At 67.0% G+C, this 25,426-nt stretch carries 28 protein-coding genes; 19 read left to right on the forward strand and 9 right to left on the reverse strand.

Annotation, left to right across the window (positions count from 1 at the left end; translation table 11 throughout):
- Nucleotides 1–13 precede the first annotated feature (13 nt).
- Complete coding sequence (locus B4A39_RS04030) at nucleotides 14–1,429, forward strand: DUF4139 domain-containing protein (protein WP_292033522.1); 1,416 nt, start codon at nucleotides 14–16, stop codon at nucleotides 1,427–1,429.
- Nucleotides 1,430–1,433: 4 nt separating this feature from the next.
- On the forward strand, nucleotides 1,434–3,041 hold the full coding sequence (locus B4A39_RS04035) for a DUF4139 domain-containing protein (protein WP_292033525.1): 1,608 nt from the start codon (nucleotides 1,434–1,436) through the stop codon (nucleotides 3,039–3,041).
- A 39-nt stretch (nucleotides 3,042–3,080) separates the two neighbouring features.
- Here B4A39_RS04035 and pth read toward each other — a convergent pair whose 3' ends face one another.
- The 4 genes from pth to B4A39_RS04055 all read right to left on the reverse strand — a co-directional run bounded on the left by pth (nucleotide 3,081) and on the right by B4A39_RS04055 (nucleotide 6,601).
- A complete protein-coding gene (gene pth / locus B4A39_RS04040; RefSeq protein ID WP_292033529.1) occupies nucleotides 3,081–3,698 on the reverse strand; it encodes an aminoacyl-tRNA hydrolase in 618 nt (205 codons plus the stop codon).
- A gap of 87 nt (nucleotides 3,699–3,785) precedes the next feature.
- Entirely contained in the window at nucleotides 3,786–4,394 is a 609-nt protein-coding gene (locus B4A39_RS04045; RefSeq protein ID WP_292033531.1) for a 50S ribosomal protein L25/general stress protein Ctc, read from the reverse strand.
- Between the two features lie 144 nt (nucleotides 4,395–4,538).
- The gene (locus tag B4A39_RS04050; protein ID WP_292033533.1) at nucleotides 4,539–5,573 is read right to left on the reverse strand and encodes a hypothetical protein; all 1,035 of its coding nucleotides are present in this window, start codon (nucleotides 5,571–5,573) and stop codon (nucleotides 4,539–4,541) included.
- Nucleotides 5,574–5,665: 92 nt separating this feature from the next.
- Entirely contained in the window at nucleotides 5,666–6,601 is a 936-nt protein-coding gene (locus B4A39_RS04055) for a ribose-phosphate pyrophosphokinase (protein WP_292033535.1), read from the reverse strand.
- Nucleotides 6,602–6,842: 241 nt separating this feature from the next.
- On the opposite strand from B4A39_RS04055, the gene B4A39_RS04060 reads away from it, so the two are divergent.
- The gene (locus B4A39_RS04060; RefSeq protein WP_292033601.1) at nucleotides 6,843–7,658 is read left to right on the forward strand and encodes an outer membrane protein assembly factor BamD; all 816 of its coding nucleotides are present in this window, start codon (nucleotides 6,843–6,845) and stop codon (nucleotides 7,656–7,658) included.
- 86 nt (nucleotides 7,659–7,744) lie between these two features.
- Nucleotides 7,745–9,442: a DNA repair protein RecN gene (recN, locus tag B4A39_RS04065; RefSeq protein WP_292033537.1), complete on the forward strand. Its 1,698-nt coding sequence runs from the start codon at nucleotides 7,745–7,747 to the stop codon at nucleotides 9,440–9,442.
- Between the two features lie 188 nt (nucleotides 9,443–9,630).
- On the opposite strand, the gene B4A39_RS04070 is transcribed toward recN, so the two are convergent.
- The 4 genes from B4A39_RS04070 to B4A39_RS04085 all read right to left on the reverse strand — a co-directional run bounded on the left by B4A39_RS04070 (nucleotide 9,631) and on the right by B4A39_RS04085 (nucleotide 13,140).
- Nucleotides 9,631–10,551 (reverse strand): cobalamin biosynthesis protein CbiG, encoded by a 921-nt coding sequence (locus tag B4A39_RS04070; RefSeq protein WP_292033539.1) that lies wholly within the window; start codon nucleotides 10,549–10,551, stop codon nucleotides 9,631–9,633.
- A gap of 73 nt (nucleotides 10,552–10,624) precedes the next feature.
- Entirely contained in the window at nucleotides 10,625–11,140 is a 516-nt protein-coding gene (locus B4A39_RS04075) for a hypothetical protein (protein ID WP_292033542.1), read from the reverse strand.
- Between the two features lie 3 nt (nucleotides 11,141–11,143).
- A complete protein-coding gene (locus B4A39_RS04080) occupies nucleotides 11,144–11,929 on the reverse strand; it encodes an exodeoxyribonuclease III (RefSeq protein ID WP_292033545.1) in 786 nt (261 codons plus the stop codon).
- A gap of 107 nt (nucleotides 11,930–12,036) precedes the next feature.
- Nucleotides 12,037–13,140 carry a hypothetical protein gene (locus B4A39_RS04085; RefSeq protein ID WP_292033547.1) on the reverse strand — a complete coding sequence of 368 codons (1,104 nt, stop codon included), beginning with the start codon at nucleotides 13,138–13,140 and terminating at the stop codon, nucleotides 12,037–12,039.
- Nucleotides 13,141–13,151: 11 nt separating this feature from the next.
- Here B4A39_RS04085 and B4A39_RS04090 point away from each other — a divergent pair, with 11 nt between their 5' ends.
- Genes B4A39_RS04090 through B4A39_RS04115 form a run of 6 tightly spaced genes read left to right on the forward strand, consistent with a single transcriptional unit; the run spans nucleotide 13,152 to nucleotide 18,023 of the window.
- Nucleotides 13,152–14,228: an MBL fold metallo-hydrolase gene (locus tag B4A39_RS04090; RefSeq protein ID WP_292033549.1), complete on the forward strand. Its 1,077-nt coding sequence runs from the start codon at nucleotides 13,152–13,154 to the stop codon at nucleotides 14,226–14,228.
- Nucleotides 14,225–15,001, forward strand: coding sequence for an enoyl-CoA hydratase (locus B4A39_RS04095; RefSeq protein ID WP_292033554.1), 777 nt, complete (start codon nucleotides 14,225–14,227; stop codon nucleotides 14,999–15,001). Before B4A39_RS04090 ends, B4A39_RS04095 begins: the two co-directional genes overlap by 4 nt.
- Before the next feature lie 51 nt (nucleotides 15,002–15,052).
- Nucleotides 15,053–15,562 (forward strand): GNAT family N-acetyltransferase, encoded by a 510-nt coding sequence (locus B4A39_RS04100; protein WP_292033556.1) that lies wholly within the window; start codon nucleotides 15,053–15,055, stop codon nucleotides 15,560–15,562.
- A 48-nt stretch (nucleotides 15,563–15,610) separates the two neighbouring features.
- Nucleotides 15,611–16,162: a DUF1285 domain-containing protein gene (locus B4A39_RS04105; RefSeq protein ID WP_409449558.1), complete on the forward strand. Its 552-nt coding sequence runs from the start codon at nucleotides 15,611–15,613 to the stop codon at nucleotides 16,160–16,162.
- On the forward strand, nucleotides 16,159–16,821 hold the full coding sequence (locus tag B4A39_RS04110) for a CoA pyrophosphatase (protein ID WP_292033563.1): 663 nt from the start codon (nucleotides 16,159–16,161) through the stop codon (nucleotides 16,819–16,821). Before B4A39_RS04105 ends, B4A39_RS04110 begins: the two co-directional genes overlap by 4 nt.
- Nucleotides 16,818–18,023, forward strand: coding sequence for a CCA tRNA nucleotidyltransferase (locus B4A39_RS04115; RefSeq protein ID WP_292033566.1), 1,206 nt, complete (start codon nucleotides 16,818–16,820; stop codon nucleotides 18,021–18,023). The genes B4A39_RS04110 and B4A39_RS04115 overlap by 4 nt, the downstream gene beginning before the upstream one ends.
- Here the strand turns inward: B4A39_RS04115 and B4A39_RS04120 are convergent.
- Nucleotides 17,998–18,957: an endonuclease/exonuclease/phosphatase family protein gene (locus B4A39_RS04120; RefSeq protein WP_292033568.1), complete on the reverse strand. Its 960-nt coding sequence runs from the start codon at nucleotides 18,955–18,957 to the stop codon at nucleotides 17,998–18,000. The genes B4A39_RS04115 and B4A39_RS04120 overlap by 26 nt on opposite strands.
- 220 nt (nucleotides 18,958–19,177) lie before the next feature.
- Between B4A39_RS04120 and B4A39_RS04125 the strand changes: the two genes are divergently transcribed.
- The 9 genes from B4A39_RS04125 to B4A39_RS04165 all read left to right on the forward strand — a co-directional run.
- A complete protein-coding gene (locus tag B4A39_RS04125; RefSeq protein WP_292033570.1) occupies nucleotides 19,178–20,650 on the forward strand; it encodes a DUF2793 domain-containing protein in 1,473 nt (490 codons plus the stop codon).
- A 5-nt stretch (nucleotides 20,651–20,655) separates the two neighbouring features.
- Complete coding sequence (locus B4A39_RS04130; protein ID WP_292033571.1) at nucleotides 20,656–20,811, forward strand: hypothetical protein; 156 nt, start codon at nucleotides 20,656–20,658, stop codon at nucleotides 20,809–20,811.
- On the forward strand, nucleotides 20,808–21,065 hold the full coding sequence (locus B4A39_RS04135) for a hypothetical protein (RefSeq protein ID WP_292033573.1): 258 nt from the start codon (nucleotides 20,808–20,810) through the stop codon (nucleotides 21,063–21,065). The genes B4A39_RS04130 and B4A39_RS04135 overlap by 4 nt, the downstream gene beginning before the upstream one ends.
- On the forward strand, nucleotides 21,062–21,445 hold the full coding sequence (locus tag B4A39_RS04140; protein ID WP_292033575.1) for a M15 family metallopeptidase: 384 nt from the start codon (nucleotides 21,062–21,064) through the stop codon (nucleotides 21,443–21,445). The genes B4A39_RS04135 and B4A39_RS04140 overlap by 4 nt, the downstream gene beginning before the upstream one ends.
- Nucleotides 21,442–21,864 carry a hypothetical protein gene (locus B4A39_RS04145; protein WP_292033578.1) on the forward strand — a complete coding sequence of 141 codons (423 nt, stop codon included), beginning with the start codon at nucleotides 21,442–21,444 and terminating at the stop codon, nucleotides 21,862–21,864. Before B4A39_RS04140 ends, B4A39_RS04145 begins: the two co-directional genes overlap by 4 nt.
- Nucleotides 21,865–22,308: 444 nt before the next feature.
- Nucleotides 22,309–23,166 (forward strand): flagellin, encoded by an 858-nt coding sequence (locus B4A39_RS04150; RefSeq protein WP_292033580.1) that lies wholly within the window; start codon nucleotides 22,309–22,311, stop codon nucleotides 23,164–23,166.
- Between the two features lie 110 nt (nucleotides 23,167–23,276).
- Nucleotides 23,277–24,086: a flagellin gene (locus tag B4A39_RS04155; RefSeq protein WP_292033582.1), complete on the forward strand. Its 810-nt coding sequence runs from the start codon at nucleotides 23,277–23,279 to the stop codon at nucleotides 24,084–24,086.
- 109 nt (nucleotides 24,087–24,195) lie between these two features.
- Nucleotides 24,196–25,008: a flagellin gene (locus B4A39_RS04160; RefSeq protein ID WP_292033583.1), complete on the forward strand. Its 813-nt coding sequence runs from the start codon at nucleotides 24,196–24,198 to the stop codon at nucleotides 25,006–25,008.
- Nucleotides 25,009–25,121: 113 nt separating this feature from the next.
- A partial coding sequence (locus B4A39_RS04165) for a flagellin (RefSeq protein WP_414631900.1) occupies nucleotides 25,122–25,426 on the forward strand: 305 nt, incomplete at its 3' end.

Here is a 25,426-nt window from a genome sequence, read left to right on the forward strand (position 1 = left end):
CAGGGAAGACCACATGATCCGCGCTCTCGGACCCTTCGCCGTCGCCATGCTGCTGGCTGCGCCCGCGGTCGCACAACAGGTGGAGGAGGGGCCGGGCGGTCCCGACCGTGTCTCCCTGACCGTCTATAATCAGAACATCGCCCTGGTGGAGGACGTGCGGAACCTGAACGTGCCCGCCGGGCGATCGCGTCAGGAGTTTCCGGGCGTGTCTGCCAGCATCCGGCCCGAGACGGTCGGCCTGTCGGGGCGCGGCCTGTCGGTGGTGGAGCAGAACTTCGACTATGACCTGCTGACGCCCGGCAAGCTGATGGAAAGCGCCGTCGGCGGGGACATCGGCATCGTCCGCACCAACCCCGGCTCGGGCGCGCAGGAGACCGAGCGGGCCCGCGTCCTGGCGGCGAATCAGGGCGTGGTGCTGCAGATCGGCGATCGGATCGAAGTGCTGCGCGACGACGGCGTGCCGACCCGCGTCATCTTCGACCGCGTGCCCGCCAACCTGCGCCCGCGCCCGACGCTCAGCGTCACACTGGACGCCGAGGGCGCCGGCCGTCGCGAGACGACCCTGTCCTATCTGACCGCCGGCCTGGCATGGAAGGCTGACTATGTCGCGCGGTTTGACGAGAAGGCGGGCAAGCTGGACCTGACCGGTTGGATCACCATCACCAACAACTCGGGGGCGACCTTCTCGAACGCGCAGACGCGGGTGGTGGCGGGCGACGTCAACCTGATCAACGGCAACAACGGCTACAACCCCCGCTACGGCCAGCCGCCCCGTTCGGTGCGCGGCAACGGCACGCAGACGGGCGGGCAGGGTGCGCTGGCCGACGTCTATGTCTATCCGCTGCCGGAAGCCGTCACGGTGGCCAACAACCAGACCAAGCAGGTCGGCCTGATCGATGCGGCGGGCGTGCGCGCGACCAAGCGCTACCTGAACGTCGTCGACGGCTTCAACAGCGCCGAGGAGCCGGTCGCGGCCGAGGTCGGGGTCATCTTCAGCAACGGCTCGGGCAATGCCGCTCGCGCCCTGCCGGCCGGGGTCATGCGCGTCTATGTGAAGGACGAGGCGGGCGAGCCGCGCTTCATCGGTGAGGATCAGGTCGATCACTCGCCGGCCGGGTCCGAGATCGTGGTGACGACCGGCGACGCCTTTGACGTGACGGTGCAGCCGCGTCTGGTCTCGTCCGAGCGGGTGTCGAAACGGTGGGTTGACTATTTCCGCACCCGTTATGCGATGGAATACACCGTCCGCAACGCTCGGCCCGAGCCGGTGACGGTCGAGGTGCGCCAGCGCGGTCTGGGCCGCGACACCGAACTGACGGATCAGAGCATCACGGGCGAGATGCGCGACGCCCGCACCGTGGTCTGGCGCGTGCCCGTGCCCGCCAATGGCGAGACGAAGTTGACCGCGACCATCACCACGGGCGGTTGATCTTATGCGCCGCCTTCTGGCGATCACCACGGCCCTGACCGTTCTGGCGCCCTCTGTGTGGGCGCAGACCGAAAGCGTCTCTGCGCGTCCTGACGGGGCGACGGTGGTGATCTATCGCGACCGTCCGGTCGATACAGTCGCCCTAATGGAACAGTCGCGTCAGCCCTGGAATCGGCTGGACCGCGAGGGGCTGGCCCTGATCGTTGAGACGCGCACCGTGGACCTGCCGGCGGGCGAGGGGATCATTCGCTTTCGCGGTCTGGCGACCGGCGTCGTGCCCCAGAGCGCTGTGCTGGAGGGCCTGCCCGCCCATGTGGTCGAGCGCAACGCCGACTTCGACCTGCTGTCCCCCGCCAGCCTGATGGAGAAGTCGGTGGGCGAGGTGGTCCGCGTCGTGCGCACCAATCCCGCGACCGGCGAACAGGTGGAAAAGGCCGCCGTCATCCGCGCGGGCGCGCAAGGGACCGTGCTGGAGATCGACGGCCGCTTCGAGGCCCTGGACTGCTCGGGCCAGACTGAGCGGATCATCTTCGACCGCGTGCCCGAGGGGCTGGGCGACCAGCCGGTGCTGTCCGTCCGCACCCGCGCGGAGCGAGCCGGGCGGCACACCGTCACCCTGGCCTATCTGGCGACGGGCCTGCAGTGGTCGGCCGACTATGTGGCGCGGCTGGATCCAAGCGACGGAACGCTGGACCTGACCGGCTGGCTGACCCTGGCCAATTTCGGCGGGACTGGCTTCCCCGATGCGCCGGTGCAGGTGGTAGCCGGGACGCTGAGGAAGGATGACGGCACCGTGCCGGTGGAGCCGGTGGTGCGCTATCAGCAGAACCAGTGCTGGCCTCAGGGCACGACGACCTTCGGCTCGGGCGAGGTTAGTTACGGATATGGCGCGCCTCCGCCGCCCCCGCCGCCTGCTCCAATGAGCCCTGTTTCGTTGGATTTGGCGGAAGTCGTTGTTACAGGCCGCCGTGTGGCGCGTGCACCGAAGCTGGCTGAGCAGGGCGAACTGGGCGACTACAAGATCTACACCCTGCCGGAACCGACCACGGTGGCCGCGCGGCAGACCAAGCAGGTGCGTTTCCTGGAGCGCGAGGGCGTGGCCTATGAGCGAGTTTACCGCGCCTATGTGCAGAATGCCGATGGCGAGACGCGTCCGACCGACATCGTGCTGAAGCTCAGGAACGAGGAAGCCGCCGGCCTCGGTGTGGCCCTGCCGGGCGGCTCGGTGGCGGTGATGCAGCCGGACGGGGCGGGCGGCGTCCTGCTGGCCGGCCAGGATCGGTTTGTCGACAAGGGCGTGGGTCTGCCCGTGCGGCTGTCCTTTGGCGAATCGCCTGATGTGCGGGTGCAGACGCGACTGGTGAAATCGACCAGCTCTACGCGCGGCGCGGTGGAGACGAACCGTTCCGAGATCGAGACCATCGTCACCAACGCCCGTTCAGAGCCTGTCACGGTCGAACTGGTCGCCGACGCGGCGATGGCGCGCGGCTTCCGTATCCGCAGCCAGTCGATCCGCAGCCGCATCGACGACACTGGCTATCCGGTCTGGACCCTGACCGTCCCCGCCAACGGCGCAGCGACGCTGGCGGCGGCGTGGACGACGTCGGATTGATTTAAGGGCGGACCCTCTCCCATCGGGAGGGGGAGGCCGCTACTCGCCCTTGGCCGCCTGCCTGGGGCTGAACTTCGGCGCCGGGGCCAGGCGCATGACCTCGCCCTGATAGCGTTCGTCATCGCCAGTCACGGCGAAGGGCAGGGCGTCGGCGCAGGCTTGCAGCAGGGCGTCCAGCCAGGGCTTCTCGGCCTTGTGGAAGTCGCCGAGGACGTGCGGCATGACCAGGTGGCTTTCGCCCGGATGGCCGACGCCCATGCGGCCCCTGCGGAAGTCGGCGCCCAGGTGGCTGATCAGGCTGCGGATGCCGTTCTGGCCCGCCGCGCCGCCGCCGGTCTTCATGCGAAAGCGACCCGGCGCCAGATCGATCTCGTCGTGGAAGACGATGACCTCGCTGGGCTTGATCTTGTAGAAACGCGCCGCCTCGCCGACGGCGCGGCCGCTCTCGTTCATATAGGTCTGGGGCTTCATCAGTAGGACCTTGACCGGGCCGTCTGCGCTGTCGACCTCGCCCTCGCTGACGATGGACTGGAACTTGGCTCGCTCGGGGCCGAAGCGCCAGCGGCGCGCGATCTCGTCCGCGGCCATGAAGCCGATGTTGTGGCGGTTCTTCTCGTATTTTGCGCCCGGATTGCCGAGCCCTGCGATGATGATCATGCGGTCCTCATGCCCTGTGCTCTGGGCAAAGAAAAGCCCCGCGCCGGCGAACCGGGCGGGGCTGAACTCTTCCGAAGAAGAAGCTGATTAGGCTTCGGCTTCAGCCGTCGTGTCGCCGGCTTCCGACTGACCAGCGGCCGAGTTCTTGATCGTGGCGATCACGAAGTCGCGGTCGGTGATGGTGGCCGAGGCGCCCTTGGGCAGGGTGATGTCCGACATACGGATGGTTTCGCCGACCTCGCGACCCTTCAGGTCGACGACCAGCTCTTCCGGGATCTGGTCGGCGGCGACCATGATCTCGACCGAGTGACGGACGACTTCCAGCATGCCGCCGGCGCGCGTGAAGGGCGCCTCGTCAGCGTTCTTGAAGTGAACGGCGATTTCGATCTTGACCGGAGCCTTGGCGTCGACGCGCATCAGGTCGAAGTGCAGCGGACGGTCCGACACCGGGTCGAACTGAACGGTCTTGGCGATGACCGGCTGGGTCTCTTCGCCGTACTTCAGGGTCACCAGGTGGCCCAGCAGCTTGCCGGTGTAGAGGGACTTGCGGAAGTCCTTCTCGTTCACCGAGATCGAGACGGGGGCCTTGTCGCCGCCGTACAGGATGCCGGGCACGGCGCCCGAGCGACGGACAGCACGTGCGCTGCCGGTACCCACGCCTTCACGGACGTCAACGTTCAGAATGATCTCGGCCATCGGGCTCGCCTCAACAACAACAGTAACGCCGCGCCAACCGGGGCCCGCGCAGCGGGGTCATGAACCCTCGAATTCAAGAGGGCGGGCTATTACACGGAACCGGGGGGCGACGCAACCGCCCCGGTGGTTTCAGCCCGCCGGATATCAGTTCATGCCGCTTCCCGGGGTGGGATTGGTCTCGGCGATAGTCACCGCCGGCGTCGTCTGAACGGGCACGGGGCCGGTGTACTGGGCCGTGCAGGTGGCGAGATCGCGCACGATGTGGCGGCCGGTGCAGAACATGTCCTCGTAGCTGGGGCGCGAGGCGGCCAGGCACTGGAACAGCATCAACTTGGACATGTTGAGGCAGAACTCGTTGTTCGATTCGCTCGACAAGGCGTCGGTATTGGTCCGTGCGTCGTCGCCCGCGGCGCCCAGGGCGGCCAGGGCGGCGATGGCAAGGGAGTTGACCACGGCCGGCGTGAAGGGCGCGCCGCGTTGCGCGGGCGTCAGATTCAGGCCCGAGCCGCTGTTGGCGGCGGCGAACAGGCGGGCGCTTTCCTCGGCCGACGGCAGGCGCGAGACGGACAGGGTCTTGGCTCCCTCCAGACGACCCACGCGATCTGCCACGGGCTGCACGGCCCAGCGGCGGCGCGGATCGTTACGCTCCTGAATGGTGTAGGCGTCACCCTCCACCGCCTCGGCGATGGCGGTCAGGGTGGCGATGTCCTTGCCCATGGTCGAGGTGATCAGGCCAGCGGCCGCTTGGGCGCCGGGCAGGGTGGCGGCGTAGGCGGGGTCTGCCACGATGCTGGCGATCATCTGCTGACGCAGGGCGGGCGTGGAGGCGAACTGGCGAACTCCGGCGACGTATTCCGGCGATTGCAGGGCCAGGATCGAGCCGTAGGCGATCATCCCGCGCGACAGCTGGCCGGGTTCATAGGCCGCGCCCTTGCGAATGGCCGCCTGAATGGACTCGGCGTCGGGGAAGCCGCCCTGGATGGTGCTGACCTCCCGCACGAAGCCGACATAGACCGACGCCGCCTGGGCGACGCTCTCGTTCAGGCTCACGGCCGGCAGCGGCGTCACCGCGGGCGGCGGGGGCGGCGCTTCCGGTTCAGGCGTCGAACAGCTGGCCAGGACGGCGGCGGCGGCGATGGCGACGACGGACAGGCCGCGGCGCAAGGAGGCCTGGGACATCGGCGAACTTCCCTCAAGATCGAACGCGGGGCGCAATGCGCGCTCCTGAAACTGATGCGTCTTATATCGCTGAGGGAATGGTTATTCGAAGGTTAATCGAACAGCTTCGAGACCGATTCCTCGTTGGCGATACGGCGGATAGCCTCGCCGATCAGGGGAGCGACGGAAACCGTGCGAATTTTCGAACAGTTCAAAACTTCGTCAGGCTGATCGATGGAGTCCGTGATGACCAGCTCCTTGAGCGGACCGTTGGTCACGCGCTGGACGGCGGGACCCGACAGGACGCCGTGGCTGATGTAGGCCGAGACCTCGGTCGCGCCGCGGTCGATCAGGGCCTGGGCTGCGTTGACCAGGGTGCCGCCCGAATCGACGATGTCGTCGAACAGGATGCAGCGGCGGCCTTCGACGTCGCCGATGATGTTCATGACCTCGCTCTCGCCTGCCTTGGGGCGGCGCTTGTCGACGATGGCCAGGTCGGCGTCGAGACGCTTGGCCAGCGAGCGGGCGCGCACCACGCCGCCGACGTCGGGCGAGACGATCATCAGGTCGTCGCCGCGCGGATAGTGGTCCTTGACGTCCTGGGCCAGCACCGGGGTCGCCACCAGGTTGTCGGTCGGAATGTCGAAGAAGCCCTGAATCTGGCCGGCGTGCAGATCCATCGTCAGGACGCGGTCGGCGCCCGCGCGGGTGATCAGGTTGGCCACCAGCTTGGCCGAGATCGGCGTCCGGCCGCCGGTCTTCCGGTCCTGACGGGCGTAGCCGAAGTAGGGCATGACGGCCGTGATCCGACGCGCCGACGCCCGCACGAGGGCGTCCGTCATGATCAGCAGCTCCATCAGGTTGTCGTTGGCCGGATAGGAGGTCGACTGAAGGATGAAGACATCCTCGCCGCGGACGTTTTCCTCGATGACCGCGAAAACCTCGTTATCGGCGAATCGCTTCACCTGAGCCTTGGTCAGCGGCATGTCGAGATGGTTGGCGATAGCCTGGGACAGAGTCCGGTTCGAATTGCCAGAGAGCAGCTTCATTACCGGTCATCCTTTTGCCGTCATCGCTGCGCCAATGAGCACAGTCGTTTCTGGACGCGCTCTTTAACAGCGGATCGCCCCGCATCAACCCGTCATGACGGATTTCGCTGCATTGGCATGGGCGTGGTCGCTGCTATAGAGGTCGCCGTAATGACAGCGGCGCACCGGGGGTGCGCTGTGATCAAGGCATCTTGAGAGGTCGCCCTTGCCCGCTTCGAAGTCCCGTACCGGCCTGGTCCTGATGACGGTCGCCGTCGCCGCCCTGACGGTTTCCGCCTGCGCCGGGAACAAGCCGCGTCAGCGGCTGGCCTATGAGGAACGCCCGGTCGAGCTGCTCTATAATACGGGTTATCAGCGGCTGCAGTCCAAGCGCTGGACCGACGCCATCGACTATTTCCAGGAAGTCGAACGTCAGCATCCCTATTCGGAATGGTCGCGCCGCGCGATCCTGATGCAGATCTACGCCTACTATCAGAACAACAACTATCAGGACGCCGTCGCGGCGGCCGATCGTTTCATCGCCCTGTTCCCCGGCAACCCGTCTGCGGCCTACGCCTTCTATATGCGCGCCATCTGCAACTTCGAGCAGATCGTCGATGTCGGCCGCGATCAGGCCTATGCCGAAGCCGCTCTGGCCGGTCTGCGCGATGTGGCGCGCCGCTATCCCAATACGGCCTACGCCAGCGACGCCCGCATCAAGATCGACATGGTCAACGACCAGCTGGCCGGCAAGGAAATGGCCGTGGGCCGCTTCTACCAGCGCGCCAATCAGCCGCTGGCGGCCTTGAACCGCTACAAAACCGTGATCAACAACGAGGCCTTCCAGCGCAGCTCGCACACGCCGGAGGCGCTGTATCGTCTGGTCGAGGTCAATGTCGCGCTGGGTCTGACCGAGGAGGCGACGCGCAACGCTGCGGTTCTGGGCCACAACTATCCGGGCAGCCCCTGGTACGCCGAGGCCTATGCCCTGCTGAGCGAACGCGGCGCTCGCCCCGACGTGCAGCCGGAAGCCAAACGCGAGAGCTGGCTGCAACGCATCATTCCCGGCGGCGCCTGATGCAGCAGGGGGCGTAGGCGGAAAGTCGCTGCGTTCCCTTTCTGTTTCCGGCTACAGTGGGCCGTAAAGTCGAATCAAGCTGGCCCATGCTGACCACTCTCTCGATCCGTGACGTCGTGCTCGTCGACACCCTCGACCTAGAGGTCGGCAAGGGGCTGACTGTCTTGACCGGCGAAACCGGCGCGGGCAAGTCCATCATTCTCGACGCTCTGGGCTTGGCGCTCGGCGCGCGCAGCGACGCCGGACTGGTGCGGTCCGGCGCGAAGCAGGCCGTCGCCACCGCCGTCTTCACCGCCCCCGACGACGAAGCCCTGATCGAACTTCTGGCAGAGCGCGGCTTCGAGGTCGCGCCGGGCGAAGAGCTGATCCTGCGCCGTGTCGTCTCGGCTGACGGCCGCAGCCGCGCCTACATCAATGATCAACCGGCGGGCGTCACCGCCCTGCGCGAGATCGGCGCTCTGTTGGTCGAGGTGCATGGCCAGCACGAGACGGTCGGCCTGCTGGACTGGAAGACCCACCGCGCTCTGCTGGACAACTACGGCGGTCTGCAGCCTCAACTGTCGGGCGTCGCGGCCGCCGCGGAGCGTTTGAAGGCGGCGCAGGCCCGTCTGGACGAACTGGAAGCCTCCGCCGCAGAAGCCGCCGCCAAGGCCGAGGAGATCGCCCTCAATCTGGCCGAGCTTGATGCCTTGGACCCTCAGCCCGACGAAGAAACGGAATTGGCGGGGGAGCGCGCCATCCTGGGCGCGTCAGAGAAGGCCGTGGCCGATCTGGCCGACGCCCGCAATCTGCTGGGCGGCGACAAGCTGAGCCAGCGTCTGGCTTCGGCCCTGCGCGCCGTCGAACACGCCCGCCAGCGGGCGGTGCAGGCGGGTGCGGAAGGCGACAACCCTATCATCATCAAGCTGGGTCTGGCCGCAGAAGCCGTGGATCGCGCGTTGGTCGAAGCGACCGAGGCCGTGGCCGCCGTCGACGCCGCCGCCGACGCTTTTGATTTCGAGCCGGGCCGCCTGGACAAGGCGGAGGAGCGCCTGTTCAGCCTGCGCGCCGCCGCCCGCAAGCTGAACACCACGGTCGACGCCCTGCCGGCCTTGCGGGTGCGCCTGCGCGAACAACTGCGTCTGATCGAGGATGGGGCCGAGGCGCTGACCAATGCGCGGCGCGACGTGGCCGTGGCGATCGAGGCCTATGACGTCGCCGCCATGCTGCTGACCTCGGCGCGCGAAGCGGCCGGCGATCGTCTGGTCGCCGCCGTCATGGGCGAACTGGGTCCGTTGAAGCTGGATCGCGCCCGCTTCCGTGTGACGCTGGAGCCGATCGAGAACCGGCGTGGACCTCTGGGCGTGGAGACCGTCCGCTTCGAGGTCGCCACCAACGCCGGCACCCCCTTCGGTCCGTTGGACACTGTGGCGTCAGGCGGTGAACTGGCCCGCTTCGCCCTGGCGATGAAGGCGGCCTTGGCCAGCCGCGAGGATCAGCGCCAGCCGGTCATGATCTTCGACGAGGTCGATCAGGGCGTCGGCGGCGCCGTGGCCGAGGCCGTCGGCGGCCGTCTGCAACGTCTGTCCAGCGGCGCACAGGTCCTAGTCGTCACCCACAGCCCACAGGTCGCCTCGCGCGGCCACGCCCACTGGAAGGTCTGCAAGGCCGACGTGGACGGACAAACCCGCACCTCCATCGACGTTCTGGAGCCGCATCCCCGTCAGGAAGAGATCGCCCGCATGCTGTCGGGCGCCGAGATCACCGACGAGGCGCGGGCGGCGGCGAGAGTGCTGATCGGGTAGAGCGCCTTCCTTCTCCCCTTGAGGGAGAAGGTGTCATGCACAGGCATGACGGATGAGGGGGGGCTGCGCCGCCCCCAGGAGTTTTTCGATCCGAGGGGGGGAAGTCGTCATCGGAACCGATGCGCTCACACCCCTCATCCGAGCGCCCGCGGCGCCGACCTTCCCCCTCAAGGGGAGAAGGAAGAAGGTCATACCCCCAGGATCCAGCCTTCTTCGTTCTCGACCTGGGCGACCAAGGCTTCGTCAGCGGTCTTGGGCGGAGCGAACGCCTTTTGCAGGGTGCCGGCGTCGTCCATCTGGGCGAAGGCTTCAGCGGCGGTGCGGACCTGGGCCTGGGTCTTATATTCCTTGACGCCCTCGGCGCTGACCTGACGCTTGGCGTCGAACAGGGCGGGCCAGACCTCGACCACGAGGGCCGACAGGGGCTCGACGTCCGCCTCGGTCAGTTCGCGCCAGCCGGTGTTGAACGGCCAGACAGCGGCCGAGGCGCCCAGCTTGTCCAGCAGGCGGCGCAGCATGGGCACGCCCAGCAGGGTCAGGCCGCCGACGGCGCCTGCGCCGTGCATCTGCCAGACGCTCTTGGGCGGCAGCTTGTCCTTGCGCGCGGCCAACTCGGTGGCGCGGAACTCGGGGATGTCGGCGCCGGCGCCTTCGGGCGGCTTGGTGGTGGTCAGCCAGCGCTGCGCCTGGCTGGCGGGCGCGCCCCAGAAGGGCCAGGGCTGATCCGTCATCAGCCGGTTCATCTTGGCCGCGACCTGATAGCGGTTGTTGGTGTTGTCCGCCTTGTCGACGATATTGGCGGCCAGGAACTTGCCCATGGCCTCCCACGGGCGGCCGTCCAGCTTGAGCCGCTCAGCCGTTCCGGCGGGGAAGCCGAAGTCGAAGTCGAAACCGATCAGGACGCGGTCGCCGCGCTTGCGGTGTTCGGCCAGCAGATCGGCGATCAGGGCTTCGCCCTCGGCGCGCGCGGCGACGTTGTGGGTCTCGGTGTAGAGGCGGAAGCGCACGTCTCGCTTGGCGACGCCGACCCACAGGGTCTGCTCGCCCAGCTTCTTGCCCTCGGCGGCGGTCCAGTCGGCGATGATGTAGGCGTCGAAGAGACGGGCCACGGCGGGCTCCTGAAAACACAGTAAACAGTAGAGGCGGCGTTCTAGCCTCCCGCAACGGAGGCGGGAAGGGCGATCAGCGCTTCATCAGAGCTTCGACGTGCGACAACCAGCGGCGCCCCAGCCGCAGCGCCTCTGTCGGCGAGCCGGTGGAGGCCGGCAGGTCGGCGTTCCAGAGGGCCAGTTCGAACTCCGGATTGCGCGTGTCGCTGAACATCAGCCGCAGCACCACCTGTTCCGCCTCGGGCACGACCACGTCCAGATCCTTGCGCAGGGCGCCGCGACGCGCGCGGGCCACCACATGGCCGTCGACAATGATCTCGCCGCCCTCGACCTCATCGAAGGCGTAGACCAGCCCCTGGGCGCCGCGCTTCCACAGCACCACAACCTGACCCCCGTCGAAATCCAACCCTGCGGCGCGGCCCTCGGCGGGCGACAGGGCCTCGGTGTCGGCCTTGGCGCCCAAAGACTTGAGCAGGGCCCGCTTCAGTCGCCGTTCCGGCTCCATCCACCATGACAGCATCAGAGCGCCCGTCGTCAGGAAGGCGGCGGTCAGGGCGATCAGCAGGATGACCCTGAACGTCTCGCCCATGGGTCAGGCGTCCAGATCGAGGTCGACCACCACGGGGACGTGGTCGCTGGGCTTGTCCATGTCGCGGGCGTCGCGATGTGTTTCGATGCCGCGGAACCGGTCCGTCGCCTGGGGCGAGAGCAGGGCGTAGTCGATGCGGATGCCGTTGTTCCGTTGCCAGGCACCCGCCTGATAGTCCCAGAAGGTGTAGGTCCCCTTGGGCTCGCCGCCCAAATCATGGGCGTCCGAAAGACCCAGCCACTTCATCGCGTTCAGGGCGGCCCGGGTTTCCGGCTGGAACAGGGCGTCGTTGACCCAGTCCTCGGGTTTGGCCGCGTCATCGGGCGTCAGGATGCAGTTGTAATCGCCGCATAGCGCCAGCGGCTCTTCGTAGGTCAGAAGTTCCTTGGCGCGGTCGTGCAGACGCTGGAACCAGGCCAGCTTGTAGGGAAATTTCTCTGTGCCCAGGGGGTTCCCATTGGGCAGGTAGATGGAGGCCACGCGTACCGGAATCGGAGCCTCGATCACGGCCTCCAGATACCTTGCCTGTTCGTCGCCGTCGTCGCCGGGCAGACCGCGCTGGATGTCGGAAAGCGGGAACTTCGACAGGATGGCGACGCCGTTATAGGTCTTCTGGCCGTGGGTCTCGACGTTGTAGCCCAGGCTCTCGAAGGCCTCGCGCGGGAATTTCTCGTCCACGCATTTGATTTCCTGGAAGCAGACGACGTCGGGATTGGCCGATTCCAGCCAGGCCAGCACGGTGGGCAGGCGTGCGTTGACCGAGTTCACGTTCCAGGTGGCGATGCGCATAAGGTCAAGGCTAAGGCGAGCCGCGTTCACCGTGAAGGGGGCACCGAAAACAAAGACGCCGCCGGATTGCTCCGGCGGCGCTTCGCTTCTGGACGGTCGAGCGTCGTTTAGGCTTGAGGCGTCGCAGCCGGAGCCGGAGCCGTCGTCGTCAGCTTGCAGCCGCCGCCGATCTGTTGGGCCGTGGCGCAGGGGTAGACCTGCTGGACGGCATGCTCGGCATTCTGGCGAATGATGAAGCCTTCAGCCCCGGCGCAAGTCATCTCGATGAAGCGGCCGTTGGCGTTCTGGCCCATCAGGCGGACCTGCTGAACGTCGCAGGCGGCGGCGTCCGAACCGGTCAGCCAGGATTTGACCGTCGCGGCCTGTTCGACAGGGGTGGTGAACTGGCAGGTGCTGTTCTGGCTGATCACCTGGATGCACTCGGTCTTCTCCCAGCCCGAGGCGCCTTTTTCAATCCAGTAGCCGTCGACGCCAGCGCAGCCGATTTCGTAGACGACGGCGCCGTCGCCCGATTGACCGCGAACCTTGGCTTCATCCACCGTGCAGGGAACACCCGCCTGGGTCGCATAGGCCTTCAGGAAGCCCTGGATGTCCTGATTAGCGGGGAGGGTGCACGTCGGGCCGGTGGCGGCTGCAGGATCCGCTGCACGTGCAGTCTGGGCCTGGCCGTCGAGAACGATGCAATCGACGATTTGCGGCGGCGTTGAGGCGACGACGATATAGCCGGGGGCAGCTGCGCAGCTGGCCTCGTAGATCTTCTGCTGTTCCGCGCTGACGCCGAGAAGCTTCGCTTCGGTTACGGTGCAGGTTGTCGAACTGCCGGCGAAGATCGTTTCAACTTCGGCCTTGATTACGGCCGGATCCACCTTGGCGGCTTCGGCCTGGGCGCGACGTCCGCGAACGCGGCTTGCATTCGTGTCGCGGGTCGACGCCACAGGGTTGGGATCGACGGAATTCCCTGGGGCGGGGCGGCCACCGTGCTCAGGATTGGAGGTCGAGCCTGCAGATTGGGCTATCGCCGCGTCCGACAACCCCATTGAGAACGCCATTGCACCTGCAAGGGCCAAGATCAGGCGGTGATTAAGCATCCAGATGCTCCGAAACGGCAGGAAATAGGCAAAAGCCATGAGCGGAGATTGTGGCGTGGTCAAGTGGAAGGATGGCGAACGGTTGGCATGGCGGGCGTTTGAGCTTAGGGGTAGGGTATTCAAAGGAGACTGACTTGGCGGATGGGGTGATGAGCGAGGATGTGGTCACCACCGCTCGCGGCCTGACCTATCCGTCCGGTCCGGCGCCGGAAGCCGGTCAGGCGGTCGAGGTTGCGCCGGGCATTCTCTGGCTGCGCCTGCCGCTGCCGCTGAGCCTGAACCACATCAACGTCTACGCCTTGGCGGATGGCGACGGCTGGACTCTGGTCGACACCGGGTTGAGGACCGAGGCGTCCAGGGCCGGGTGGGAGGCCGCGCTGGCGGGGCCGTTGGGCGGCAAGCCGGTCAGGCGTGTGATCTGCACCCATATGCATCCCGACCATATCGGCCTCGCGGGCTGGCTATGTGAGCGTTTCGATGCGCCGCTGCTGATGTCGCGACTGGAATACGTGACGGCGCGAATGCTGATCGCCGACGAAGGTCAGCCAGCCCCGGATTCCGGTGAGGTCTTCTATCGCGCAGCGGGCTGGAACGACGAGCAGGTCGCTCGCTGGCGCACGGGCTACGGCGGATTCGGCAAGGCGGTGGCGGCGATGCCTTCGGCCTACCTGCGTTTGTCGGATAACGATCTCGTTCGCATCGGTGAAGACGACTGGCGCGTGGTGATCGGCGAGGGGCATTCGCCGGAGCACGTCAGCCTGTGGCGTGAGAACGACGGCGTCTTTCTGGCGGGTGATCAGATCCTGCCTCGCATTTCCTCTAACGTGTCGGTCTGGCCGACGGAGCCGGAGGCGGATCCTCTGGGCGAGTGGCTACGCTCGTTGGAGGCCTTGAAGGCGCGTCTGCCCGGCGACCTGTTCATACTGCCGTCGCACGGCGAGCCTTTCTACGGCGTCACTACTCGGCTGGACGCGTTGATCCGCGGGCATGATGTGGCGCTGAAGCGACTGGAGCGGACGCTGAAGACGCCGTCGCGGGCTGTCGATGTCTTTTCGGCCCTGTTCGCGCGTCCGGTGGGCGACGAGGTGCTGAGCATGGCGACGGGCGAGGCGATCGCTCACCTGAACTATCTGGCCCGCGAGGGGCGGGCCAGACGCAGCCGCGATGAGGCTGGTGTTGATTGGTGGACACTGACGGAGACGGCGCAATGAGCGACCATATCAAGATCGACCTGAACGGCGGCGTCCTGACCGTCGCTTTCAATCGCGCGGACAAGAAGAACGCCATCACGCAGGCCATGTACACGGCCTTGGCCGAGGCGACCGAGCAGGCCAGGCAGGATGACGCGGTGCGGGTAATCCTGTTCCGCAGCGAAGGCGACTCATTCTCGGCCGGCAACGACATCGCCGATTTCATCGCCCTGGGTTCGCAGAGCAGTGGCGATCTGGTCGAGATGGGGGTTTTCCGCTTCCTCAAGGCCCTGGCTGATCTGGACAAACCCGCCGTGGCTGCGGTGCGGGGGCGGGCGGTCGGCATCGGTCTGACCCTGCTGCTGCATTGCGACATGGTGGTGGTGGCCGAAGACGCCCTGTTGTCGGTCCCGTTCGTCAACCTGGCCCTGGCTCCTGAGGCGGCGTCGTCGCTGTTGCTGCCGGCGACCATCGGCCATCAACGGGCGTTTGAGCTGTTCGCCCTGGGCGAGGCCATCGACGGCAAGACGGCCCTGGCCTGGGGGCTGGCTAACCGCGCGGTCGCAGCCGATGAGGTCGAGGCGACGGCGCGCCTGCTGGCCGACAAGTTGGCGGCGCGGGCGCCCAATTCGATCCGCAAGACCAAGGCCCTGATGCGCGACGCCGAGACCCTGTGGTCCCTGATGCAGCGCGAGGCCCACGCCTTCGGTTCGCAGATGCGCAGCCCCGAGGCCATGGAGGCATTCATGGCCTTCAGCCAGAAACGCGCGCCGGATTTCACCAAGGCGGGCTGATTTCTCGCAAACGTGATTGATTCGAGGGGGCAAGGGGTCTAGGCGCCGCGCATGAACGCCGTCGCCGCCCCCGTTTCTGTCGAGACCGCCACGCCCGTCCGCATCGTGCGGGAACGAGCGGGTGACGCTGTGGCCATCGACGCCCTGGTGCTGGCGGCATTTGGCCCCGGTCGTTTCGCCAAGACGGCGGAGCGCCTGCGTGAGGCCGCAGCCCTGGCGGCCGGCTTTTGCGCGTTTGAGGATGAGCGGTTGATCGGCTCGGTGCGGCTATGGTCGATCAAGGTCGGCGCGGCGCGCTCGGTCTTCCTTGGGCCCATCGCGGTGGACGCCGCCAGCCGTCGCGGGGGTCTGGGCGCGGACCTTGTGCAGGCCTGCATCGAAGAAGCGCGGGCCATGAAGCTGGACGGCGTGCTGCTGGTGGGCGATCCGCCCTACTTCTCACGGTTCGGTTTCGTGGACGCGCCTAACGCTGACCTGGCCGGACCGGTGGATCGTCGCCGGGTGATGTGGCTGCCGATCACCGACGTGGCCCCGGTCGGAGCGGTTCGCCCTGTCCTCTGAGGGTGCTCCAAGCTTCCCTTGCCGGGCGACGCGCCCCATAGTTTGGATATGATGAACCCCGCGACACCGTCCGGCCTGTCCGGCGTCGCCGAAGCCGCGCGACAGGCGCCCGGACGCGGCCTGCCGCCGGTGCACCTGTGGCATCCGGAGCATTGCGGCCACATCGACATCCTGGTCCGGGCTGACGGGACGTGGATGCATGAAGGCTCGCCTATAGGCCGACCTGAACTGGTGCGGCTGTTCTCCACGGTGCTGAGGAAGGACCCGGACGGCTATCATCTGGTCACCCCGGTCGAGAAGCTGAAGATCCGGGTCGAGGACCTGCCGTTCAGGGCCGTAGCCATGCAGGCGGGGGGCGACGTCCTGACCTTCACTACCGACGTCGGGGATGTGGTTGAGGCGGGCGCAGACCATCCCATCATTGTCGAGACCGATCACGCGAGCGGCGAACCGGCTCCACGTATCCATGTGCGGGCCGAGCTGTGGGCGCGGATTGCGCGACCGGTCTTTTATGAACTGGTCGAACGGGCCCTGGCGGTGGACGGGCGACTGGTGGTGCGGTCGGGCGGCGAGGTCTTTTCGCTGGGAGGGCTGGAATGAGCTGCGACAGCCTGAGGAAGCGCCTGGAGGCCCGACTGGACCCGGTGGCGTCGTGGACGCCGGAACGGACGGCCGTGCGGTCTGACTATGACCTTAATCCCGGCGTGGAACGTGCGGCGGGAGAGTTGCGCCCGGCCGCCGTCTTGGTGCCGATCATCATGCATGACGATGGCCCGACCGTGCTGATGACGCGGCGGTCCGACAGTCTGGCCAGCCATACTGGACAGATCGCCTTTCCCGGCGGGCGGCTGGACCCCGGCGAGACGGCGGGGCAGGCTGCGCTGCGCGAAGCCTTCGAGGAGGTGGCGCTGGACCCGAACGTGGTCGAGTTACTGGGGCTGGGCGATCCCTATGAGACGGGAACCGGATTTCTAGTCACACCGGTGGTCGGCTGGCTGACCGCGCCGCCATTGGTCACGCCCTCGCCGGACGAGGTGGCCGAGGTGTTCGAGGTGCCCTGGGACTTCCTGATGGACCCGGTCAATCACCGCCGCGACTATTATGACCCGGAGGGCGGCGCGCGACGCTGGTTCTGGGCCATGCCGTTCGAGGAGCGCTACATCTGGGGTGCGACGGCGGGCATTCTGAAGGGGCTGTTCGGCCGCTTGTACGGCGACGAGGCCGAGCCTCTGTCGGCGGCGGCCGAGGACGCGGCGTGATCCACAGGCTTGAAGGGCAGGGCTGGCTGACGGTTCCGGCGATGCGGGCGGTAATGACGGCGTTGGCGGCGGCGGGCGGGCCGGACTGCGCCCGCTTCGTCGGTGGTTGCGTGCGCAACGCCTTGATCGGCGCGCCGATCGACGACATCGACATTGCCACGACCCTGACGCCGGATGCGGTGGTGGGGGCGCTTAAGGCCGCCGGGCTGCGCTCGGTTCCGACCGGAATCGATCACGGCACGGTGACCGCGATATCGGAACGCCAGCCGTTCGAGATCACGACCTTACGTCGTGACGTATCGACGGATGGACGGCGCGCCACGGTGGCCTTCACGACGGACTGGACCGAGGACGCGGGGCGGAGGGATTTTCGCCTGAACGCCCTCTATGCCGATGCGGACGGCGTCATTCTGGACCCGACGGGGCAGGGCTTTGATGACGCCATGGCGGGGCGGATCGTGTTCGTCGGCGAACCCGAAGGTCGTATCCGCGAGGACTACCTGCGCATTCTGCGCTTCTATCGCTTCTATGCCTGGTATGGGCGAGGCGCCCCCGATGCGGCGGCGGTGGCGGCCTGCGCCGCCTTGGCCGAGGGCGTCGAGCATCTGTCCGCCGAGAGGGTGTCCAAGGAACTGTTGAAGCTGCTGGCCGCGCCCGATCCCCGCCCAGCGGTGCGGTTGATGGCCGAGGCGAGCGTGTTGGAGCGCGTGCTGGGCGGAGGCTTCGATCTGCCGCTGTTCGAGACGATGACAGAGATCAGCGAAGATCCAGTCATGCGGCTGTCGGCCCTGCTGCCGGCTGATCCCGTGCGAACGGGGGAGGCGGCGCGCGCCTTGCGGTTGTCCAACGCCCAGCGCGACCGGCTGGCTGAGGCGGCCAGTGGCGGGGCGAGGCTGACGCTGACAGACGCGCAGGCGCGGGCGCTTCTCTATCGTGACGGGCGACAGGCGTTCGAGGATCGGGTCATGCGGGCTTGGGCGGCGGGCGGAAACGCCATGGGGGCGCAGCGCCTGCTGACGCTGGCGCAGGACTGGACGCGACCGTCTCTGCCGGTCGGGGGGCGTGAACTGGCGCGTCTGGGACTGAAGCCGGGACCGGAGACGGGACGGGTTCTGAAAGCCTTCGAGGAGGGCTGGGTCGCGGACGACTTTCCCGATCATGGCCATGACGAGCGGCTCAGGGCGCTTCTGCCGCCAAGGTGAAGCGGGTGACGACGGGGCGATGGTCGGAACCGTTCGAGCGGCCCAACCGGCGTTCCAGCAGGGCCAGATCGGGCGATCGCCACACCTGATCTATCGTCAGGCCCATCGCTGAGGGCAGGGGCGACGGCCAGGTGCCGGGCCAGCCGGGCGCGGGGATCATGCCCGTCTCGGCCTGGATCTGACGCCCGATGCGGGCGCTGGACACGCTGTTGAAGTCGCCCGTCGCAATGACAGGACCGGTCATGTCGCGACGGATGGCGGCCAGCGCCGTGGCCTGATTGATCTGACCCCACTGATACTGAAAGGGCCAGGGTCGGGTCAGGTGGGCGCCGATGATGTTGACGGGGCCGAGTGGCGTCTGGGCTGCGGCAGCGACCGAAACCAGGCCGTCGGGGCGGTCCGCGATGGCGGTCAGCGGATAACGTGACGCGATAGCGGCGCGGGCCGCGCCGCTGGGACGGTTTACGCGGGCGTTCAACACACGGTGCGGAAAACCCGTCAGCACGCGATCCAACTGGGCCGAGGGCGCGTCGCCCAGTTCTACCAAGACCACGATGTCGGCGTCCGCTTCGGCGATGGAGCGGGTGATGGCCTCGATGTCGGTATTCCAGGCCCAGAGATTGGCGGAGTATAGCGTTAACGTCGGCGCGCCCTCGCGCGGCAGGCCGCCGCCGCGCGGGAACCATTGAGGCCAGACGGCGAGAACCAGCAAGGCGGTGACGCTCAGACCCGCGATGACGGCGGGACGCAGTCTCAGCACCGCGCAGAGCAACGTCAGGATCAGCGTGGCGCCGAGGGCCGGGGAGGTGAACTGGGCCAGAAGGTCGGTCCAGCGGTGGCCGATCCTCGACAACGCCGACAGGGCGATGGCGGCGGGTGCGGCCAGCAGGCCGAGCGCGGTCAGATGGATTGCGGCCTTCAACGGAGAGATCAAGCGGACTTCCTTGTTGGCCAGGCGGCGCGCCGACTCTTGGCCTATCCGACTGGACGGCGGCGTGTCGAGGTCTTTGACCGCGTGCGGTAGCCACGATGGCGCGCACAATAGGACCGGCCAATCCCGGTGATTTCCCGGGATTGGCTTGCGCCACTCCCGTTCGGCGCGCCGGGGCAACGTCCCCGCGCAGACTGATCTTCCAAACCCTGGAGATCATTCGATGAGCGACAACGCCAGCGCGCGGCTGGGCCTGCCCTATCTGGCGGCGGGTCAGCTGCAGAAGCACGTGACCCTGAACGAGGCGCTGACGCGCCTGGATGCCCTGACTCAAGCGGCCGTGGTCAGTTGCACGACAACGACCCAGCCCGCTGGGCCCGAAGACGGCGCGCTCTACATCTTGCCGATCGGGGCGAGCGGGACCGCCTGGAGCGGCCATCCCGCGGGCGCGCTGATGCGGGCCGAGATGGGAGGGTGGCTGCCGATCGACGCGCCTGACGGCCTGCTGGTCGTGGTTCTGGACAGCCATCAGGTGCTGGTGCGTCGGGCCGGCGAATGGGCGCCTCTGGCAGCGGAGGCTGGCGAGCCCGAGGCCTTGCAGAACCTGACGCGACTGGGGGTGAACACCGAGGCGGACGCGACCAACGTCGTCGCCGCCCGCCTGAACAAGGCCTTGTGGACCGCGCTGGAAACAGAAGGCGGCGGCGACGGCGACCTGCGTTTCACCTTCAACAAGCAGGGGGCCAGCGACGTCCTGTCGTTGCTGTTCCAGAGCGGATGGGGCGGGCGGGCCGAGTTGGGCTTGATCGGTGACGATGATCTGCGGCTCAAGGTCAGCGCTGACGGCGGGACCTGGCGTGACGCCTTCACGGTGGACCGCACGACCGGGCGGCTGTGGTTCGCCCAAGGCGCGACCCGACGCGAAACCACGGTGCTGACGGCCAGCGGCGATTGGACCCCGCCCGCCTGGGCGCGCTGGGTGGAGGCGATCTGTGTGGGCGGCGGCGGCGCTGGCGGGAATGGCGAGGCCGGAGCCCCCGGAACCGTGCGCTTTGGCGGCGGCGGCGGGGGTGCAGGCGGCGTCGTGTCGGGCCTGTGGCCCGTGAATGGGTTTTCGGGCGCGCTGACCGTGGCGGTTGGCGTGGGTGGTGTCAGCGGCGTCGCCGGCGCGAACTCGATGGTCTCGGCGGGCGGAAGTCCGCTGCTGACGGGTGAAGGCGGCCGGGGCGGCGCAGCAGGAACCGCATCGTCGGGCGTCGGCGGCGCGGGCGGCGGCGGCCTGATCCGGTCCAACGCCGGAGGCGACTCGTCGGCTTCCGCTATCGCCGGCGCCGGTCAGACGCAGACCCGACCTGACGGTCCCGGCGGCGGGGGGGCGGGCGGCGGGGTCAGTGCGGCCAACCTCGCCTTCAGCGGCGGCGCAGGCGGAGACGGAGCTCTGCTGCACGTCAGGGCGCCAGGCGGCCTTGGTCGCACGACATCAGGCCTTGGCGGGCAGCCTTCGCCGCTGGCGGCCCTGTCCTGCGTGGGCGGCGGCGGCGGCGGGGGCGGCGGAGCGGTTTCGGGGGCGGGGTATTCCGGCGCGCCCGGCGGGCTGTATGGCGCAGGCGGCGGCGGAGGCGGGGCGGGCGTGACGGCCGGCGGAGCTGGCGGCGCCGGCGCGGCCGGGGTGGTCTGGCTGACGGCGATCGGGTGAGCGGCATGACCCGATATCTCGACCGCATCCTCGAAGCAGAACTGCTGGACGAGGAGGTCTGGGCGGCGCCCGAACGGCTGAGCCCCGACGATTGCTTCGACGAACTGGGCAACGACTGGCGCAGGCCCGTCGCGCCCTGCGATCAGGAGGATGAAGTATGACTGACCTGGGTCTGGCTGAGGGGCGCTGGCTGTGGCGGCGGCTCTATGTCTTCACCGCCAGCGCGGCCTTGTGGTGGCTGCTGGCGCGAGCCATCGGGCGAACAGCGCCGGCGGACCTCCCGCGTGTGGCGGAAGGGTTGATGGGCCTGATCGCCCTGATGCTGGTCCTTTATCTGGTGGCGCCGACCGCCCAGCAGATGGTCGCCATGCTGGCCAATCTGCGCCTGCGACTGGCGGCAGGGGGCAGGGCATGAGCTTTCGCCTGTCGCAACGCTCGCGCGCCCGGCTGCAGGGCGTGCATCCCGATCTCATTGCCGTGGTCGAAGCGGCGATCCTGCGGACTCCGGTCGATTTCATGGTGACGGAAGGCCGGCGGGACCCTGTCCGTCAGGTCGCGCTTGTCAGGGCGGGGGCCAGTCGCACGCTGAACTTGCGTCACCTGACCGGCCATGCGGTCGATGTCGCGGCCCTGGTAGAGGGTCAAGTGCGCTGGGATTGGCCGCTGTACGGCCGCATCGCCGGGGCTTTCAAGGCGGCTGCGACGGACCTGGGCATCCCGTTGACCTGGGGCGGTGACTGGACGCGGTTGAGAGATGGCCCGCACTTCGAGCTGGATCGGAGGGCCTATCCATGAGCGCGCGCGATCTGATGCGCGCGCTGACGCCGCTGGGCTGGCTGACTCTGATGGCGGGCTTCCTGCTCCTGATCCTGGTCGGACGTGGGGCAGGTCTGAAGTGGGACCCGTTCGGCTTGCAAGAACGGCGGTTGGAGGCAGCCCGGGCCGAGGCGACGCACGCAACCCGTGCCGCCGACGCCCGCCGCATCGAGACAGTGGGGGAGGCGCAGCAGGCCGCCCGCGTCGAAGATCATCACCTACAGACCTTGGCGGTCGAGCGAGCGACCGTCGCGGCTGTCACACGGGCAAGGAGCGCCGAAGATGCCAACAACCTTCTTGAACCGATGCGCGCTGATCGCCTGCGGGCTCATGACCGCGAACTGTGCCGGCTCGCCCCCGATCTCGACGGTTGCGCCGCCGCGCCTGAGTCTGCCTGACGCGGCGGCCCGCCCCTGCGCCCTGGCGACCCTGCCTGAAGCACCCAGCCAGGCCGACCTGGAAGCGGCCTATCTGCTGCGCGGCGCCCAGATTGTCGCCTGCGACGGGGCACGGCGGCTCGCGGTCGAAGCCTGGGCTGCTGAACGCGCGATGCAGGACGACTGGAGTGCGGAGGATAAGCGGCTCGGGTGGCGCTCGTGGCGTCGATGAAGGCCTTTCTTGCCGGGTAGGTCGGCAGGTTTTGCCGACCGCGCGTCAAAATCGGCAAAACCTGCCGGGCTCCAAGTATGGTTTACCAAATCTAACGCATAAAAATCAGAGGCTTGCATATTCTCGAAGTGCTGGTCGTTCTGGCCTCGACCTTGCTCTTGATGTCTTCGAGCAGAAAGCTCCCGGCAGCCAAAATGGCGTCGGACATGTCGAAGACAGATAGGATGGCCAAAATGGCTAACAGCATCAACACGAATGCTGGCGCTCTCATCGCGCTGCAAAACCTCAATGCGACCAGCCGTGACCTCAACGTCACGCAAAACCGCGTGAATACCGGCCTGAAGGTTTCCTCGGCCAAGGACAACGGCGCGATCTTCGCGATCGCCACCAATCAGCGCGCCGAGATGGGCGCCTTGGACGCCGTCAAGAATTCCATGCAACGCGGCCAGTCGATCGTCGATGTGGCCCTGGCCGCCGGCGAGACCGTGGTCAAGGCTCTGGAAGAGCAGAAGAGCCTGGCGGTCGCCATCTCGAACGCCACCGGCGACGCCCTGAAGGCCTACGTCACCGACTACAACGCTTTGGGCGCGGAAATCACGAAGGCTCTGGCTGGCGCCACCTTCGACGGCGTCAATCTGTGGACCGACACCACGGCCGCCGGCGCCAACATCAGCGTCAAGACCGGCACTGGCACCAACGACAACTTCGTCCTGAAGGGCGGCGCGGCGGCCACGACGGCCACGGCCCCCGCCAGCGCCACCGCCCTGGTCATCTCCAACTACGCCGCGCCCAGCGCCGCCGACGTCACGGCCATGCAGGGCCTGACGACCGTTGTGACGGGCTCCATCACCGCCTTTACCAGCGAACTGGGCGCCATGGGCACCAAGTCGAAGTCGCTGGAGCGCTCGCTCATCTTCACGAACAAGATCCAGGACGCGGTCGAAGTCGGGATCGGCAACCTGGTGGACGCCGACCTGGCCAAGGAAAGCGCCAAGCTGACCGCCCTGCAAACCAAGCAACAACTCGGCGTTCAGGCGCTGGGCATCGCGAACCAGTCGAGCTCGATCCTGCTCGGCCTGTTCCGCGGATAAGAATTAGAAGCGGTTCCCCAAAGACCGCTTCTCGACACAACCACCCGAGCAGAACGCTCCCGGCAGTCAAAATGACGTCGGAAATGTCCGAAGACTAAGGAACTACCAGTATGGCTAACAGCATCAACACCAACGCAGGCGCTCTGGTCGCCCTGCAAAATCTGAACAACACGAGCCGCGATCTCTCGATCACGCAAAACCGTGTGAACACCGGCATGAAGGTTTCTTCGGCCAAGGATAATGGCGCGATCTTCGCCATCGCCACCAACCAGCGCGCCGAGATGGGCGCCCTGGATGCCGTGAAGCAGTCGATGCAACGCGGTCAATCGATCGTCGACGTGGCCCTGGCCGCTGGCGAGACCATCACCAAGGCGCTCGAAGAGCAAAAGAGCCTGGCGGTTGCGATCGAATCCTCGGTGGCCGGTTCGGCTGCTGAAACCGCCTATCTGGCCGACTTCAACGCCCTGGGTAACGAAATCACCAAGGCCTTGGCTGGCGCCACCTTCGACGGCGTCAATCTCTATTCGGCCGCGGCTGCTGATGTCGAGGTCAAGACCGGCACCGGTTCGACGGACAAGTTCGTCCTCAAGGCCACCGGCGCGGCCACCGCTGTCGCCACCGCTGGCGGCGCCATTGTTCGCGCCGGCGCCACGGCCACGGCGGTGGATACGGCGTTGAAGGCCTTCACGGCGGAGCTGGGCGCCCTCGGCACCAAGTCGAAGTCGCTGGAGCGCTCGCTGACCTTCACCGGCAAGATCCAGGACGCGGTCGAGGTCGGTATCGGCAACCTGGTCGATGCCGACCTGGCCAAGGAAAGCGCCAAGCTGACGGCGCTCCAGACCAAACAACAACTCGGCGTCCAAGCGCTGGGCATCGCGAACCAGTCGAGCTCGGTCCTGCTCGGCCTGTTCCGCGGATAAGAATTGGAAACGGGTCCAAGGGTCCGTTTTTGATAAAAGAGACTACCCGAGCAGAACGCTCACGGCGTCAAAACGACGTTGAAAATGTAAAAAGCAAAGGAAAGCCAAAATGGCTAACAGCATCAATACCAATGCAGGCGCTCTGATTGCTCTGCAAAACCTGAACAACACGAGCCGCGATCTCTCGATCACGCAAAACCGTGTGAACACTGGCCAGAAGGTTTCTTCGGCCAAGGACAATGGCGCGATCTTCGCCATCGCCACCAACCAGCGCGCCGAGATGGGCGCCCTGGACGCCGTGAAGCAGTCGATGCAACGCGGTCAATCGATCGTCGACGTGGCCCTGGCCGCTGGCGAGACCATCACCAAGGCGCTTGAAGAACAGAAGAGCCTGGCGGTTGCGATCGAATCCTCAGTGGCCGGTTCGGCTGCCGAAACGGCCTACCTGGCTGACTTCAACGCCCTCGGCAATGAAATCACCAAGGCTCTGGGCGGCGCCACCTTCGACGGCGTCAACCTGTTCTCGGCCACGACCACGGACGCCATTCAGGTCAAGACCGGCACGGGCTCGACCGACGTCTTCACGCTGAAGGCGGCCTCAGGCGCGGCGACGGCGGTGTCCACCGCGGGCGGCTCTGTCGTTCGTGCGGGCGCTACCGCCGCTCTGGTCGAAACCGCGCTGAAGGGCTTCACGGCTGAACTGGGCGCTCTCGGCACCAAGTCTAAGTCGCTGGAGCGCTCGCTGACCTTCACCAGCAAGATGCAGGACGCCCTTGAAGTGGGTGTCGGCAACCTGGTGGACGCCGATCTGGCCAAGGAAAGCGCCAAGCTGACCGCCCTGCAAACCAAGCAACAGCTGGGCGTGCAGGCGCTGTCGATCGCGAACCAGTCGAGCTCGGTTCTGCTCGGCCTGTTCCGTTAATGGATTAGGGGCGGTCCCTCGGGGCCGCCCCTGATGAGACTACCCCCGAGCAGAATGCTCCCGACCGCCAAAACGGCGTCGGAAATGTCGAAGACAATAAAGGAACTGCCAAAATGGCTAACAGCATCAATACCAATGCAGGCGCTCTGATTGCTCTGCAAAACCTGAATAACACGAGCCGCGATCTCGCGATCACGCAAAACCGTGTGAACACTGGCCAGAAGGTTTCTTCGGCCAAGGACAATGGCGCGATCTTCGCCATCGCCACCAACCAGCGCGCCGAGATGGGCGCCCTGGACGCCGTGAAGCAGTCGATGCAACGCGGTCAATCGATCGTCGACGTGGCCCTGGCCGCTGGCGAGACCATCACCAAGGCGCTTGAAGAACAGAAGAGCCTGGCGGTTGCGATCGAATCCTC

Origin of the sequence: Brevundimonas sp. UBA4553 (assembly GCF_002387245.1) — a bacterium.
Classification (GTDB): Bacteria; Pseudomonadota; Alphaproteobacteria; order Caulobacterales; family Caulobacteraceae; genus Brevundimonas.